General features: G+C 67.7%; 12 protein-coding genes. 4 read left to right on the top strand and 8 right to left on the bottom strand.

Features of this window, described 5'->3' with window-relative positions; genetic code table 11:
• Positions 1-22: 22 nt before the first annotated feature.
• Both C7389_RS08040 and C7389_RS08035 read right to left on the bottom strand, forming a co-directional pair.
• The gene (locus C7389_RS08040) at positions 23-2,134 is read right to left on the bottom strand and encodes an LTA synthase family protein (RefSeq protein ID WP_133590140.1); all 2,112 of its coding nucleotides are present in this window, start codon (positions 2,132-2,134) and stop codon (positions 23-25) included.
• Positions 2,135-2,453: 319 nt separating this feature from the next.
• A complete protein-coding gene (locus C7389_RS08035; protein WP_133590138.1) occupies positions 2,454-3,338 on the bottom strand; it encodes an outer membrane protein OmpK in 885 nt (294 codons plus the stop codon).
• 408 nt (positions 3,339-3,746) lie between these two features.
• Here C7389_RS08035 and C7389_RS08030 point away from each other — a divergent pair, with 408 nt between their 5' ends.
• The 3 genes from C7389_RS08030 (at position 3,747) to C7389_RS08020 (ending at position 6,416) form a co-directional block, all read left to right on the top strand.
• Complete coding sequence (locus C7389_RS08030) at positions 3,747-4,781, top strand: ABC transporter substrate-binding protein (protein ID WP_133590136.1); 1,035 nt, start codon at positions 3,747-3,749, stop codon at positions 4,779-4,781.
• A 64-nt stretch (positions 4,782-4,845) separates the two neighbouring features.
• Complete coding sequence (locus tag C7389_RS08025) at positions 4,846-5,625, top strand: ABC transporter ATP-binding protein (RefSeq protein ID WP_133590134.1); 780 nt, start codon at positions 4,846-4,848, stop codon at positions 5,623-5,625.
• Between the two features lie 17 nt (positions 5,626-5,642).
• The gene (locus tag C7389_RS08020; RefSeq protein WP_133590132.1) at positions 5,643-6,416 is read left to right on the top strand and encodes an ABC transporter permease; all 774 of its coding nucleotides are present in this window, start codon (positions 5,643-5,645) and stop codon (positions 6,414-6,416) included.
• 65 nt (positions 6,417-6,481) lie between these two features.
• Here the strand turns inward: C7389_RS08020 and C7389_RS08015 are convergent, their stop codons facing one another.
• Complete coding sequence (locus C7389_RS08015; protein ID WP_133590131.1) at positions 6,482-7,663, bottom strand: GGDEF domain-containing protein; 1,182 nt, start codon at positions 7,661-7,663, stop codon at positions 6,482-6,484.
• A 337-nt stretch (positions 7,664-8,000) separates the two neighbouring features.
• On the opposite strand from C7389_RS08015, the gene C7389_RS08010 reads away from it, so the two are divergent.
• Positions 8,001-8,456 carry a hypothetical protein gene (locus C7389_RS08010; protein ID WP_133590129.1) on the top strand — a complete coding sequence of 152 codons (456 nt, stop codon included), beginning with the start codon at positions 8,001-8,003 and terminating at the stop codon, positions 8,454-8,456.
• Between the two features lie 94 nt (positions 8,457-8,550).
• On the opposite strand, the gene C7389_RS08005 is transcribed toward C7389_RS08010, so the two are convergent.
• From C7389_RS08005 to urtB, 5 genes are all read right to left on the bottom strand, one after another.
• Positions 8,551-9,504, bottom strand: a complete 954-nt coding sequence (locus C7389_RS08005) for a LysR family transcriptional regulator (RefSeq protein ID WP_133590128.1) — start codon at positions 9,502-9,504, stop codon at positions 8,551-8,553.
• A 36-nt stretch (positions 9,505-9,540) separates the two neighbouring features.
• Entirely contained in the window at positions 9,541-10,233 is a 693-nt protein-coding gene (urtE, locus tag C7389_RS08000) for an urea ABC transporter ATP-binding subunit UrtE (RefSeq protein ID WP_133590126.1), read from the bottom strand.
• A 105-nt stretch (positions 10,234-10,338) separates the two neighbouring features.
• The gene (urtD, locus tag C7389_RS07995; RefSeq protein WP_133590124.1) at positions 10,339-11,184 is read right to left on the bottom strand and encodes an urea ABC transporter ATP-binding protein UrtD; all 846 of its coding nucleotides are present in this window, start codon (positions 11,182-11,184) and stop codon (positions 10,339-10,341) included.
• Positions 11,181-12,410 carry an urea ABC transporter permease subunit UrtC gene (gene urtC / locus C7389_RS07990; RefSeq protein WP_133590122.1) on the bottom strand — a complete coding sequence of 410 codons (1,230 nt, stop codon included), beginning with the start codon at positions 12,408-12,410 and terminating at the stop codon, positions 11,181-11,183. Before urtC ends, urtD begins: the two co-directional genes overlap by 4 nt.
• Positions 12,411-12,423: 13 nt before the next feature.
• Positions 12,424-14,031, bottom strand: a complete 1,608-nt coding sequence (gene urtB, locus C7389_RS07985; RefSeq protein ID WP_246034679.1) for an urea ABC transporter permease subunit UrtB — start codon at positions 14,029-14,031, stop codon at positions 12,424-12,426.
• Between the last annotated feature and the right edge of the window lie 28 nt (positions 14,032-14,059).

Here is a 14,059-nt window from a genome sequence, read left to right as displayed (position 1 = left end):
CATCTGTGCCGGCGGCGGGCGCTCAGTGAGCGCCGTGGGGCGCCGTCTGCGGCAGGGGGCTGTGCACCGGCACCGCCTGCGAACTGTCTTCCACCTTGTTGCTGTAGAGCATCAGGCGGGCGGTTTCATGCAGGCCGCGGGCGAGGCGGTAGAGGCGCTGGTATTCCGCCGGGTTGGCCTCGGCGACGTTGTCCAGCGGCGTCTTGGAGGCGATCTCGTGCATGGAGGGGCTGCTGCCGTCGGCGTTCATCTGCACCAGGTAGTGCTGGGTGACGACGCCGATGAGCGGGAAGTTGCCTTCGCGCAGCACCACCGGCACCGCCCGCTCGCCTTCCGGCGCCGGCAGCTGGATGTCGCGGCCCATGGTGGTGTTGGTGTATTCCACGCCGACCAGGCCGGCCACCGTGGGCAGCAGGTCCAGCAGGCTGGTGGCCTCGGCGGTGACGCGCGGGGCGATCATCCTGGGGGCGTAGATCACCGCCGGCACGTTCAGGCTCTCCAGGTTCAGCGCCTCGTAGGCGGGCGGCATGAAGGGCAGGCGGGAGATGCGGCCGTTGTGGTCGCCATAGAGCACGAAGATGGTGTCGTCGTGGTAGCCGCTCTTCTTCGCCATCTCGATGAAGCGGCCGACGCTGTAGTCCTGCAGGCGCACCGCGTTGTACTGGTCGGCGCCGCGGAAACCGGCGGGATCGGCCTCGGCGTCGCTGATGCGCTTCACCTCGAAATCGTCGCTGTCCGGCGGAATGGTGAAGGGGCGGTGGTTGCCGGCGGTCTGCAGAAAGGCGAAGAAAGGCTTGTCGCGCGGCATGTCGCGCAGCATCGCATCCACTTCCTTGAACATATTGAGGTCGGAGACGCCCCAAACGTCGGCGTTCTGGGACTTCCAGTGACCTTCCTCGTAGAGCTGGATGCCGTCCACGCTGCTGACGATGAGCGCATTCATGTTGGCCCAGCCGGCGCTGCCGCCGATGGCGTAGAACTTGTCGTGCTCACGGAAGGCGTTGGCCACGGTGTGCTGCGGCACGATGAAGGGGTTGCGGGTGGCGCTCTCGGCGCGGGACACGTCCGGAATGCCGGTGATCGTCGCCCACACCGTCTTGGCGGTGCCGGTGACCGGCACGTAGAGGTTGGGGAAGAACCAGCCCTGGCGCGCCAGCGAGTCGAGGTGGGGCGTCGGGTCCAGCGGGTTGCCGTGGATGCCGGTGACGCTGGCGCCGAAGGACTCCAGCATGATGAAGACGACGTTGGGCGGGCGCGGGCGCTGCAGGTGGTGGGGCTGCACCCCGATGTGGCGGTCGAAGCGCGGCTGGACGTCGCCGGCACCGGCCGCGGGGGCCTCCACGCCGAGGTAGTTGGCCACCTCCGGGTAGTACTCGCGCACCGCCGCAAGGTCATAGCGCTCCAGCGGCGTCCGCACCGTGTCCCACAGGAAGATCACCGGGTTGAGGCCGAGGGCGCCAACCTGGGTGCTGCCGGAGAAGAAGGCGTCGCCCCAGCGCAGCGGCACCGGGTTGCGGGGGTTGATGTCCTCCAGCCGGCCGAGGATGCCGAGGAAGCCCAGCACCACGGTGGCCGCCAGCGCCAGCGCCGCCGGCAGCACGCCCACCGGCCGCGGCGGGCGGTCCAGCGTGCGCTTCTCCAGCGCCAGCATGATGCCGAAGATGGAGAAGCTGGCCACCAGCCACAGCAGCGTCAGCCACACCACCGGGTAGCTCTGCCACACCATGTCGGCGGAGATCTGGGCGTCGGAGAAGAAACGCAGGATGCTGGAATTGATCCGCAGCCCAAGGTACTGGTAGTGGCCGAAGTCCACGATGTAGATCAGCGTCACCGCCAGGCTGGCGGCCAATAGCCATAGCCGGCCGATCCACCGCAGCGGCCGCGAGGTGGCGAGGTTGAAGCGCGGCAGGATGGCGAGCACCGCCAGCGGCAGCATCAGCAGGATCGCCAGCCGCAGGTCGAAGCGCAGCCCCACGCCCAGGGTCTTCAGCACTTCGGCAGCATGCGTACCCTCGCCCAGCGTGACTTCGGACGACCAGAGATAGAAGCCTGCCCGCAGCAAGGCGAACAGCAGGAAGAAGAAGAACACGCCGGCCAGGAGGTAACGCAGGCGGCGGAACATTAGACGGTGCATCGGGATTCCTCGTGAACGGGAGGCATCCCTCCCACCCTGTGCGTAGCCAGTTGCACAAGCGCGCCATTGCGCCCGCGGCCGACAGAAGCCGGGCAGTTTAGCTGCTAACGTTTTGCGGGGGAAAGTCCGTGCAAAACAGGAAAATTTCCTGATTTCCCAATTGCATGCGGCCGCCTTTGCGGCGGGCACCGCCGGCTGGCGCAGCCTGGCGGCGGGCACCAGAAAGCACACGCCGGACCGCTTGCCTGCGGATGCAGGCCAGCAGGTCCGGCGCGGGGGTGCGCGCGGTGCGCACCCGGCTCCGCTCAGGCAGGGCGGATCAGAAGTGCCATTCCATCTGGAAGGTCGGCGCGTTGGTGTCTATGCCCGGCTTGGTCACGCCGGCGGCGTTGCTGTGGTTGCCGAACTTGTTGCGCCACAGCTCGTAGCCCACGCCCATCAGGAAGGTGTTCTTCTTGCCGCTGACCATCTGGCCGACGTCCACCATCAGCGAAGTGCGCATCAGGGTTTCTTCCTTGGTCTTCACCCCGGCGTAGTCCTTGCCCTTCTCGCTCATGTAGTTGATGAAGCCCTGGAACTTGAGCGGCACCGGGCCGGCCTGGAAGGGAATGCCCCAGGAGGCGCTGACGATCCACTGCGGATCGAAGGTGATGTCGCTCTTCGGGCAGGCGGGGGAGCCGAGGCCGCAGTGGTTCTGCTCGCGGCCGTACAGCAGGCTGAGGTCGAGGAAGCCCGGCACGTCGAACTTCAGCGTGGGGCCGACCACCAGCAGGCGCTTGCGCGGCGCGAAGCGGGTGTTCTTGGTGTTGAGGTCGAAGCCGGCGGTCACCGCCACTTCCTTGACCGGGCCGAAGGACATGTCCTTGTCGAAGATCTTGCCCAGGTGGAACTGGTGGCGGTAGGTCAGGTAGAACTCGGTGGCGCCGCTGTCGCTGCCGCTCGCCGGGTCCTTGCCGTCGGACTGCAGCACGTCCAGGTTCACGAAGTTCTGGCCGATCGAGTAGCCGCTGGCGTGGGTCAGTTGCAGCACATGCTTGCGCACCTCGTCGCGGTTGTTCGGCTCGCGGAAATCGGTGCCGAAGCGGTAGCCGATGAAGGTATCGCTCCAGGTGGCAGCCTGGGCGGCATTCGGCACGAGGGCGGGCAGAGCGGCGATGGCGCAGGCGAGCGCCAGCTTCTTGCCGCGGGTGGGGGAGGACTTCATTGATGGGACTCCTGAGTGGTCTGCTGTGAATGCTGCTGCGCACCGGATTGCCGCGCTTTTTTAGACGCTAACAGGAGCCGAAAGGGCTTTGGCGAATAATGGGTATTACGTTTGCCATATAAGACCACCAATTCACATCCTTCTGTTTATAAAAGGAATATCCTTTCCTCGATATTCAAAAAGCATTCCCTTTGTTGGCGCATTTATGCCATTCCCGCCCAACTTCGGTGCATCGCAAAAATGTGCCGAAACAAGTCGTTACGGGCGTCGCTCCGGCGCACGCACCACGAGGGAACGTGCAGCACCCGGATCGGGCGCGATAATCCGCCGTTTTTGCCACTTTCCGGTGGCACGGCGCTTGCCAATTGCTGGGCCGAAACCGATCCATCCATGCAAACGGAGCAGCTCATGACCCGCAAGACCTCCATCTCCCGCCGTCTCTTCCTCTGCGCCGCCACCGCCCTGGCCTTCGCCGGCGGCGCCGCGCACGCCGCCGACCCGGTGAAGATCAAGTTCACCCTGGACTGGCGCTTCGAAGGCCCGGCGGCCCCCTTCCTGCTGGCGAAGGCGAAGAACTACTTCGCCGCCGAAGGCCTGGACGTGGAGATCGACGCCGGCAACGGCTCCGCCGGCGCGGTCACCCGCGTCGCCACCGGCGCCTACGAAATGGGCTTCGCCGACTTCAACTCGCTGATCGAACAGGAAGCCAAGACGCCCGGCACCAAGATCCAGGGCGTCTACATGGTCTACAACAGCACCCCAGCCGCCATCGTGCTGCTGAAGAAATCCGGCGTGAGCAAGCCGGCCGACCTGGTGGGCAAGACCCTGGCCGCGCCGGTGTTCGACGGCGGCCGCAAGGCCTGGCCGGCCTTTGCCAAGGCCAACGGCCTGGCGCTGGACGCGGTGAAGTGGCAGACGGTGGAGCCGGCCATCCGCGAGACCCTGCTCGCCCGCGGCGATGTGGACGGCATCACCGGCTTCTACTTCACCAGCGTGCTCAACCTGGAAGCCCGCGGCGTGAAGACCGAGGACATCGTGGCGCTGAAGTACCCGGACCACGGCGTCGAGTTCTACGGCAACGCCATCATCGCCAGCCCGAAGTTCCTGGCCGAGAAGCCGCAGGCGGTGGCCGGCTTCGTGCGCGCCTTCAACAAAGCGCTGAAGGAAACCCTGGCCAACCCGGAAGCCGCGGTGGCCTACGTGAAGGAACGCGATCCGCTGATCAACGTGGCGCTGGAAACCCGCCGCCTGAAGATGGCGATGGACATGGTGGTGGTCACGCCTGAAACCGCCAGGCTGGGCCTGGGCGCGGTGGATGAAGCCCGCCTGAAGCGCTCGGTTGCCGACGTGGTTGCCGCCTTCGGCCTGCCCGCCACGCCGGACGCGGGCGCGCTGTTCACCTCCGCCTACCTGCCGCCCGCCGCCGACCGCGCCGTCAAGTAAGTCACCCGAAACGACAAGGAGGACGCCCGGCCCGCCTCACCCGCGGCGCCGGGCGGAATACATCATGGATTTTGTCCGCTTCGAGAACGTCAGCCTCGCCTACCAGCCGGGCAGCCCCTTCGCCATCGAGGATGTCAGCCTGAGCATCCGCGAAAACGAATTCATCTCCCTCGTCGGCCCCTCGGGCTGTGGCAAGTCCACCGTGATGAAACTGGTCACCGGCCTCAAGCCGCCGAGCAAGGGCTATGTCTATGTGGACGGCCGCGAGGTCGGCGGCCCGCAGAAATGCGTGGGCATGGCCTTCCAGGCCTCCAACCTGCTGCCCTGGCGCACCACGCTGCAGAACGTGATGCTGCCGATGGAGATCGTCGAGCCCTATCGCTCCACCCTGCGCGCCCGGCGCGCCGAGTACGAGGAGCAGGCGCGCGCGCTGTTGAAGCGCGTCGGCCTCGCCGGCTTCGAGAACAAATTTCCGTGGGAGCTTTCCGGCGGCATGCAGCAGCGCGCCTCCATCTGCCGCGCCCTCATCCACAAGCCCCGCCTGCTGATGCTGGACGAGCCCTTCGGCGCGCTGGACGCCTTCACCCGCGAAGAACTGTGGTGCATGGTGCGCGACCTGTGGCAGGAAGAGCCCTTCACCGTCGTGCTGGTCACCCACGACCTGCGCGAGGCGGTCTTCCTCGCCGACACCGTCTATGTGATGAGCAAGCGCCCCGGCCGCATCCTGGTCAAGCGCGAGATCGACCTGCCGCGCCCGCGCGACCTCGAAGTCACCTACACCGAACCCTTCGCCGCCTATGTGCACGAGTTGCGCGAGCACATCGGCCACATCCGCGAATCCTGAGCCCGGAGGACATCCCCATGCTGTCGCAGAAAACACTCATCCGGCTCGCGCCCTGGCTGGTCATCCTCGCGCTCGGCATCCTCTGGGAAGCGGTGGTCGTCGGCTTCCAGGTGCCCGAGTTCCTGTTCCCCTCCCTGTCCGCGGTGTGGCGCTCCACGCTGACGCACTGGGACCCGATCATGATGCACGCCACCCAGACCTTCCTCACCACCCTGGCCGGCTTCGGCATCGCGGTGGTCGTCGGCCTGGTGCTGGGCGCCGCGGTCGGCTCCTCGCCGGTCATTTACAAGGCGCTCTACCCGCTGCTGGTGGGCTTCAACTCCATTCCCAAGGTGGCCTTCGTGCCGGTGCTGGTGGTGTGGTTCGGCATCGGCACCATCCCCGCCATCCTTACCGCCTTCCTCATCTCCTTCTTCCCGGTGGTGGTGAACGTCGCCACCGGCCTGGCGACGCTGGAGCCGGAGCTGGAAGACGTGCTGCGCTCGCTGGGCGCCTCCCGCCTCGACATCCTGAAGAAGGTCGGCCTGCCGCGCGCCATGCCCTACTTCTTCGCCTCGCTGAAGGTCGCCATCACGCTGGCCTTCGTCGGCTCGGTGATCTCCGAAACCGTGGCCTCCAACCTCGGCATCGGCTACCTGATGATGGCCGCCAGCTCGTCGATGGACATGGCCCTGGTGTTCGCCGGCCTCATCGTCATCGGCATCATGGGCGTGGTGATGTACGAGCTCTTCGCCTTCGCCGAGCGCCGGCTGACCGGCTGGGCACACCGGAATCCGAACGGGGCGCTGTAAGCCTGCCCGCAGCGCTGGATGTGAAAAAGGCCACCCTTTGGGTGGCCTTTTCTTCGGCTGTAAGCTCAGGCGGCGGAAAACCCGATCACCGCTCCACCCGGCAGCACCGCCCTGTCGCGGCCTTCGTGCTTGGCGCGGTACATGCGCTGGTCGGCAAGCTCGACCAGCTTGGCCCAGTCGCCGACTCCGTCGACGAGGCTTTCGGCGACGCCGATGGAGGCGGTCAGCGGCTTGCCGTCGGGGCGGATGCCCAGGCCGGCGGCACGCAGGCGGGAAAGGAAGGCGGGCACCTGGGCGACCGGCAGGTCCGGCAGCACGGCGACGAACTCCTCGCCGCCCCAGCGCGCCAGCACGTCGCCGCGGCGCAGAATGCCGCGCAGGGTCTGCACCAAGGCGATCAGGGCCTGGTCGCCGGCATCATGGCCGTAGCCGTCGTTGATGGCCTTGAAGTGGTCGAGGTCGAAGAAGACCACGGTGAGCGGGCGGGAGGACATGGACGACAGCCGGAACATCAGTTCCAGCGCCTCCGCGCCGGAACGGCGTGAGAAGGCGCCTGTGAGCGGGTCGGTCATCGCCTTGTGCACCAGGCTTTCCATGTAGTGGGTCTGGCTCATGCCGGAGAACATGGCCACGCCCAGCATCAGCAGCATGAACCACAGCGCGGCGCCGTGCTGCTGCAGCGAAAATTCCAGCCCGCTGGCGGCCATGCCGAACACCGCTATGGCGATCGCCGGCAGCGACAGCAGCAGCGCCTCCAACGCGGTGAGCGGAAAGATGGCGAGGCCGCCCAGCACCACCGTGGGCATGAAGCCGTACAGCTCGCCGACCAGCCGCGGCCAGCCGCTGAGCCGGGAGACGTCGATGACCTGCAGCGAGGCGAGGTAGAACAGCGGCGGCACCAACATCATGGTGACCAGCATCGCCATCGCCTGCAGATAGGGGCGTTCCATCGAGATGCCGCGCGGCCAGGCGAGCGTGGCAAACACCGCGGCGGAAGCCAGCCGCATCAGCACCAGCGGCCAGGCGACCGGCCACTCGAACACCAGCAGGTCCACCACCGCCCACAGCGGCACCAGCACCGCGAACAGGGCGCAGATGAGCTGGACGCGGGCGATGATGACCGCGGCGGCATGCCGCCGCAGTTGCGGCGAGCGGTTGAAGGGCGCCAGCAGGCGGGGAAGCTGGTCGCTGCTCAACTGGGTGGGCGCGACGATGTGCTGGCAGATTGCGTTCCAAAGACGCTTCACGATGCTGCTCTCTCCGAGACTTCCGCGAAGCGAAAGGCCCGCGAGTTGGGCGCAATCCTAACACCGGCGATATAGGGCGGAACTGCGCCTAATCAAGCCTAAAAGCCTTTTACGCCCTGGTGCGAGCTCGCTCACATCGGCCCTCGCCTGTATGGTTTTGTCAGCTTCCCGGCCAGCCTCTTGCGACCTCGCCAGGAGCGGCGCCAGTGCGCCCTGCTCAGGCCCCGGCCCCCGGTTCGCTCCTCGCCGCCCGACCGGCGGCGTCTTCATCCATTCGACATTCCGCGCCGTCCCTCCTGTGTGGAGCGGATACCCCTGCCCTCCCTCCGGAACCGCCATGATCACCTTGAGCAAAGTCCCCTACGACCTCAACGCCGACAACGAGCTGGTGCGGGGCACGCTGCAGACCAAGAAGATGAGCCAGGTCCATCCCGGCATAGGCCCGCATTCCTGCTGGGCGGGCGTGGCCTATTTCACCGGCACGCGCATGGGCCTCCAGACCGGTTGCAGCCAGATGAAGAGCGACCTGGAGTATTCGCCCTACAAGAACCAGTGGGTGAAGTACCACGGCGAGCTGTCCGGCCTGTGCCAGGCGATAGAGGCGATCGCCCGCAGCGGCAATACCTCGGGGCTGCTGCCCATCGTCGGCGTCTATATCGGGATGAGCCCCTGCGGACGCTGCGGCCCGGCGCTGCAGAACCTGCTGCCGGATGGCGTCACCGTGCTGTATTCCTTCGACTATGCGACCGAGAAGGCCGCCTGGGAGGTGGCGGCGACGGCGCTGTGCCGTTGAGCGGGCGGCGGCCGGAAGGCATCCGCAGCGCCTGCCGCGCCCGGGAAAGACGAAGGACGCCGCAACGCCCTCCCCGGATCATCGCCGCCTGAACTCAGGCAACCCTGCGTGCCGGCACCGGCGTGGCCTCACCGCGGGCGATGCGCACGATGCGCTCGCGGAACCAGCGGCATTCCTCGGAGTGGTGGCTGCGGTCGTGCCACAGCAGGTAGTAGGCCATGGGCGGCAGTTCCTCCGGCGCGGCGGCCAGCGCCAGCGGCAGGAAGTCGGCGTACTGAGCGGCAAAGCGGCTGGGCGCGGTGAACACCAGGTCGGACTGCAGCAGCATGTAGGGCGCCATGTGGAAGTAAGGCACCTGGGCGACGATGTTGCGCCGCATGCGCTCGCGGGCGAGGAAGACATCCACCACGCCGCGCTGGCCCACCGAATAGGGCGTGGGCACCACATGCTCGGCACCCAGCCAGTCCGCCATCGTCAGCGGCGCGCCGGACAGTGGGTGGCCGGCGCGCATCATCACCACCAGGCGGTCGTCGAACAGCGGCGTGGTGCGCAGATGGTCCGGCGGGTTGGGCCAGTTGCCGATGACCACGTCCAGTTCGCCCGCCTCCAGCGCGCCGGGGTAATCGGTGCTGCGGGTCATGGAATGGAAGGCCACCTGCACATGGGGCGCCAGCCGGTGCACATCCGCCACCACTTCGCCCAGCAGCAGGGCGTTGAGGTAGTCCGGCGTGGCGAGGTTGAAGCTGCGGCGGGAGGTGGCGGGATCGAAGCCGGTGGGGCCGGCGGCGATGCGCTCCAGCTGCTCCAGCGCGATCTGCACCGGCTCCAGCAGCGAGGCGCCGCGCTCGGTGGGCGTCATGCCGCCGCGGGAGCGCACCAGCAGCTTGTCGCCGGTGATGTCGCGCAGCCGCTTCAGCGCGGTGCTGACCGCCGGCTGCGAGAGGTTGAGGCGCCGGGCGGCGCGCGACACGCTGCCTTCGGTCAGCAGCACATGCAGCACGCGCAACAGGTGGGCATCCAGTGAATCCCAGGCGCATCCGCTCGCCATACGTCTTTCTCCTAGTCGAGCGAAGCGCCGGGAGCCTTACACCGCCAACGCCTCGCGGACGCCATCGGCGTCCATGTTGCGGCCTTCGCCGCGCATGACGATCTCGCCGCGCTCCATCACCAGGTAGTGGTCGGCGAGCGACTTGGCGAAATCGTAATACTGTTCCACCAGCAGGATGGCCATCTCGCCGGTGGCCGCCAGCGCGCGGATGGCGCGCTCTATGTCCTTGATGATCGAGGGTTGTATACCCTCGGTCGGCTCGTCCAGGATCAGCAGCCGCGGGCCGAAGGCCAGCGCCCGGCCGATGGCGAGCTGCTGCTGCTGGCCGCCGGAGAGGTCGCCGCCGCGCCGCCCCATCATCTGCTTGAGCACCGGGAACATCTCGAAGATGCGGGCCGGTACCGCTTCGCCGCGCGGCCGGGTGGCCAGGCCCATCAGCAGGTTCTCTTCCACCGTGAGGCGGGGGAAGATCTCGCGGCCCTGGGGCACGTAGCCAATGCCGGCGCGCACCCGATTGTAGGACGGGGCGCGGGTGATGTCCCGGCCATCGAAGGAAATCGCGCCGCTGGCGGAGGGCACCAGGCCCATCAGCGTCTTCAGCAGCGTGGTCTTGCCCACGCCGTTGCGCCCCAGCAGGGTGGTGACCTTGCCCAGCGGCACGTCGAAGGAGAGGCCGCGCAGGATGTGGCTGCCGCCGTAGTACTGGTTGAGGTTGTCGACTTTCAGCATGTCAGGCCTCCTGCCGGGCGGTATGCGCCCCTGCGGCAAGCGTGTTCGGATGAGGGGGTGTCGTCGTGGCGAGGCGCTCCCCGCCAGGCTGGGCGCTTTTCCATCTCAGCGCCCCAGATAGACTTCGATGACGCGCGGATCGGCCTGCACGGTGGCGAGGTCGCCTTCGGCCAGCACCGAGCCTTCGCACAGCACCGTCACCTTGCCGCCCAGGGCTTCGACGAAGGCCATGTCGTGCTCCACCACCATCAGCGAGTGGCTGCCGGCGAGGCTGACGAAGAGTTCGGCGGTGCGTTCGGTCTCGTCGTCGGTCATGCCGGCCACCGGCTCGTCCAGCAGCAGCAGCCTGGGCTCCTGCATCAGCAGCATGCCGATCTCCAGCCACTGCTTCTGGCCGTGGGAGAGCAGGCCGGCGAGGCGGTCGGCCTCGCGGTCGAGGCGGATGCGGCGCAGCACTTCGGCGATGCGGTCGCGCTCGTCGTCGGACAAGGCGGCGAACAGGCTGCGGCGCACCCGCTTGTCCGCCTTCATCGCCAGTTCCAGGTTCTCGAAGGCGGTGTGGTGCTCGAAGATGGTGGGCTTCTGGAACTTGCGGCCAATGCCGGCGTGGGCGATCTGCGGCTCGGTCATGCGGGTGAGGTCCAGCGTCTGGCCGAAGTAGGCCTTGCCGGAATCCGGCCGCGTCTTGCCGGTGATGACGTCCATCATGGTGGTCTTGCCGGCGCCGTTGGGGCCGATGATGCAGCGCAGTTCGCCGGCGTCTATGGTCAGCGACAGCTTGTTCAGCGCGCGGAAGCCGTCGAAGCTGACGCTGATGTCGTCCAGGTAGAGGATGACGTTGTGCGACAGGTCCAGTTCACCGGGGCGCACCGGGTGGCCGGTGTTGGCGCCGCCGTCCCAGTTCTCGCGGTCGGCTGCGTCCGGGCGTTCGAGTTCGGTCACGGCGCTCATGCGGCGGCTCCCTTGGCGGCGGTGGCGGGGGCTGCGTGCTGGGGCGCGGTGGCGCCCTCCGGCAGCGGATCGGTGGTGGAGCCGGGCGGCGGCGTGTGCAGCGGCTGCTCCGCCACTGGCGCCGCCTTGCGGCCGGCGCGCAGCTTGCGCCACAGGCCGACCACGCCATCCGGCAGGTAGAGCGTTACCGCGATGAAGAGGAAGCCGAGGAAGAAGGGCCAGTATTCCGGGAAGGACACGGTGGCCCAGCTCTTCAGCAGGTTGACGATGCCGGCGCCCAGCACCGCGCCCACCAGGGTGCCGCGGCCGCCCACCGCCACCCACACCGCGATCTCGATGGAGTTGGCCGGGCTCATTTCCGACGGGTTGATGATGCCCACCTGCGGCACGTAGAGCGCGCCCGCCAGGCCGCACAGCATGGCCGACAGCGTCCACATGAAGAGCTTGTAGTGCAGCGGGTTGTAGCCGATGAACATGACCCGGCTCTCGGCGTCGCGGATGGCCGCCAGCACCCGGCCGAAGCGCGAGGTGACGAGGTAGCGGCCCAGCACCAGGCAGGCCATCAGCAGCAGCGCCGACAGCGCGAACAGCAGGGTGCGCATTTCCGGCGAGGTGATGGCGTAGCCGAGGATGCGCTTGAAGTCGGTAAAGCCGTTGTTGCCGCCGAAGCCGGTCTCGTTGCGGAAGAACAGCAGCATGGCGGCGTAGGTGAGCGCCTGGGTGATGATGGAGAAATACACGCCCTTGATGCGCGAGCGGAAGGCGAAGTAGCCGAACACGAAGGCGATCAGCCCGGGCGCGGCCACCGCCAGGAACAGCGCCCAGGCGAAGGAATCCGAACCGCCCCAGTACCAGGGCAGCTCCTTCCAGTCGAGGAAGACCATGAAGTCCGGCAGGTCGGCGCCGTAGCTGCCGTCGCGGCCGATCTGGCGCATCAGGTACATGCCGAAGGCGTAGCCGCCGAGGGCGAAGAACAGGCCGTGGCCCAGCGACAGGATGCCGGCATAGCCCCAGATCAGGTCCATCGCCACCGCCACCACCATGTAGCAGAGGATCTTGCCCAGCAGGCTCACGGTGTAGGCGGACACATGCAGCGGGTGGCTTTCCGGCAGCGCCAGGTGGGCGAAGGGAATGCCCACCCAGGCGACCAGGGCGAAGATCGCCAGGGCGATCCAGCCGCCCCGCGGCATGGACTGGATCAGGCGTACGGTGAAGGGAGTGCGCATCGGCGTGCCTCGCTCAGCTGTCGGCGAAGCGGCCCTTGAGGGCGAAGATGCCCTGCGGACGCTTCTGGATGAAGACGATGATGAACACCAGCACCAGGATCTTGGCGATCACCGCGCCGGCCCAGCCTTCCAGGAACTTGGAGACGATGCCCAGGCCCAGCGCCGCCCACACCGCGCCGGCAAGCTGGCCGACGCCGCCCAGCACCACCACCATGAAGGAATCGACGATGTAGCCCTGGCCCATGGCCGGGCCGACGTTGGCGATCTGCGACAGCGCCAGGCCGCCCAGGCCGGCGATGCCGGCGCCGATGGCGAAGGCCAGGGTATCCACCCGCGCGGTCGGCACGCCCACGCAGCCGGCCATCGGCCGGTTCTGCGTCACCGCCCGCACGAACATGCCCAGCCGGGTCTTCTGCATGGTCAGCCAGATCAGCACCAGCACGAACACCGCGAAGCCGATGATGACGATGCGGTTCCACGGCAGCACCACGCCGGCGGCCAGCTCGATGCCGCCGGACATCCAGCTCGGGTTGGCCAGCTCCACGTTCTGCGGGCCGACGATGATGCGCATCGCCTGGATCAGCACCAGCGACAGGCCCCAGGTGGCGAGCAGGCTCTCCAGCGGACGGCCGTAGAGGTGGCGCAGCACCAGCCGCTCCATCGCCACGCCGACCAGCGCGGCGGCGAAGAAGGCCACCGGAATGGCGGCCACCACGTACCAGTCCAGCCAGCCCGGCAGGTAGCTGCGGAACAGCGTCTGCACCATGAAGGTGGCGTAGGCGCCGACCATCAGCAGTTCGCCGTGGGCCATGTTGATGATGCCCATGACGCCGTAGGTGATCGCCAGCCCGAGCGCCGCCAGCAGCAGGATGGAGCCCAGCGACAGGCCGGAGAACACGGTGCCGATATGCTGGGCGGTGGCGACGCGGCGGTCGATGGCGGCGATGGAAGCCTCGGCTGCGGTACGCACCGCGATGTCCGGTTCGGCCCAGGTGTCGCCATTCTTCTGCAGCAGCACCGCCAGCATGTTCTTCACCGCCGGGTCGGAGGATTCGCCCAGCGCCTCGGCCGCCTGCAGGCGCTTGGCCGGGTTGGCGGCGCCCAGGTTCACCTTGGCCATGGCGCGGGTCAGCACGCCGCGCACCGCCTCATCCTTCTCGGCGGCGAGGGCGCGCTCGAACAGCGGCAGCAGGGTTTCGGAGGCGTTTTCGCTGAGGTTCTGGGCGGCGGCAAGGCGCTCGCCGCGCTCGCCCGCCAGCAGCGACAGCGCCGCATGGGCGGCCGACAGTGCGCGGCGCACCCGGTTGTTCACGGTGATGAGATCCACATCGGCGGCGGCCACCTCGGCGGCTTCGCCGGTGGCGGCATCGCGCACCGTGTCGCCATCGACGATGAGGACGCGCTCGCCGACGACGCCCAGGTTGCCTTCTTCCAGCGCGGCGAGCACCCGGCGGGCATCATCGCCGCCAGCCACGCCCAGGGCTTCGATGGCGGCAACGCGGCTGGAGAAGTCACCATGAAAACCAGCGAGCAGCGCCGGATCCAGGGCAGCGCGGGCCGGCCCGGCGAGGCAGGCGAGCGCGGCGCAGAAGAGAACGAGCCGCAGCAGCAGTCGATTCATTGCAGGCTCCATCGCAGCCTCCGCCGGA

Source organism: Azoarcus indigens, from assembly GCF_004361735.1.
Classification (GTDB): Bacteria; Pseudomonadota; Gammaproteobacteria; order Burkholderiales; family Rhodocyclaceae; genus Azoarcus; species Azoarcus indigens.
The sequence above is the reverse complement of the archived record's forward strand: the minus strand, read 5'-3'. Positions and strand labels throughout refer to the sequence as shown.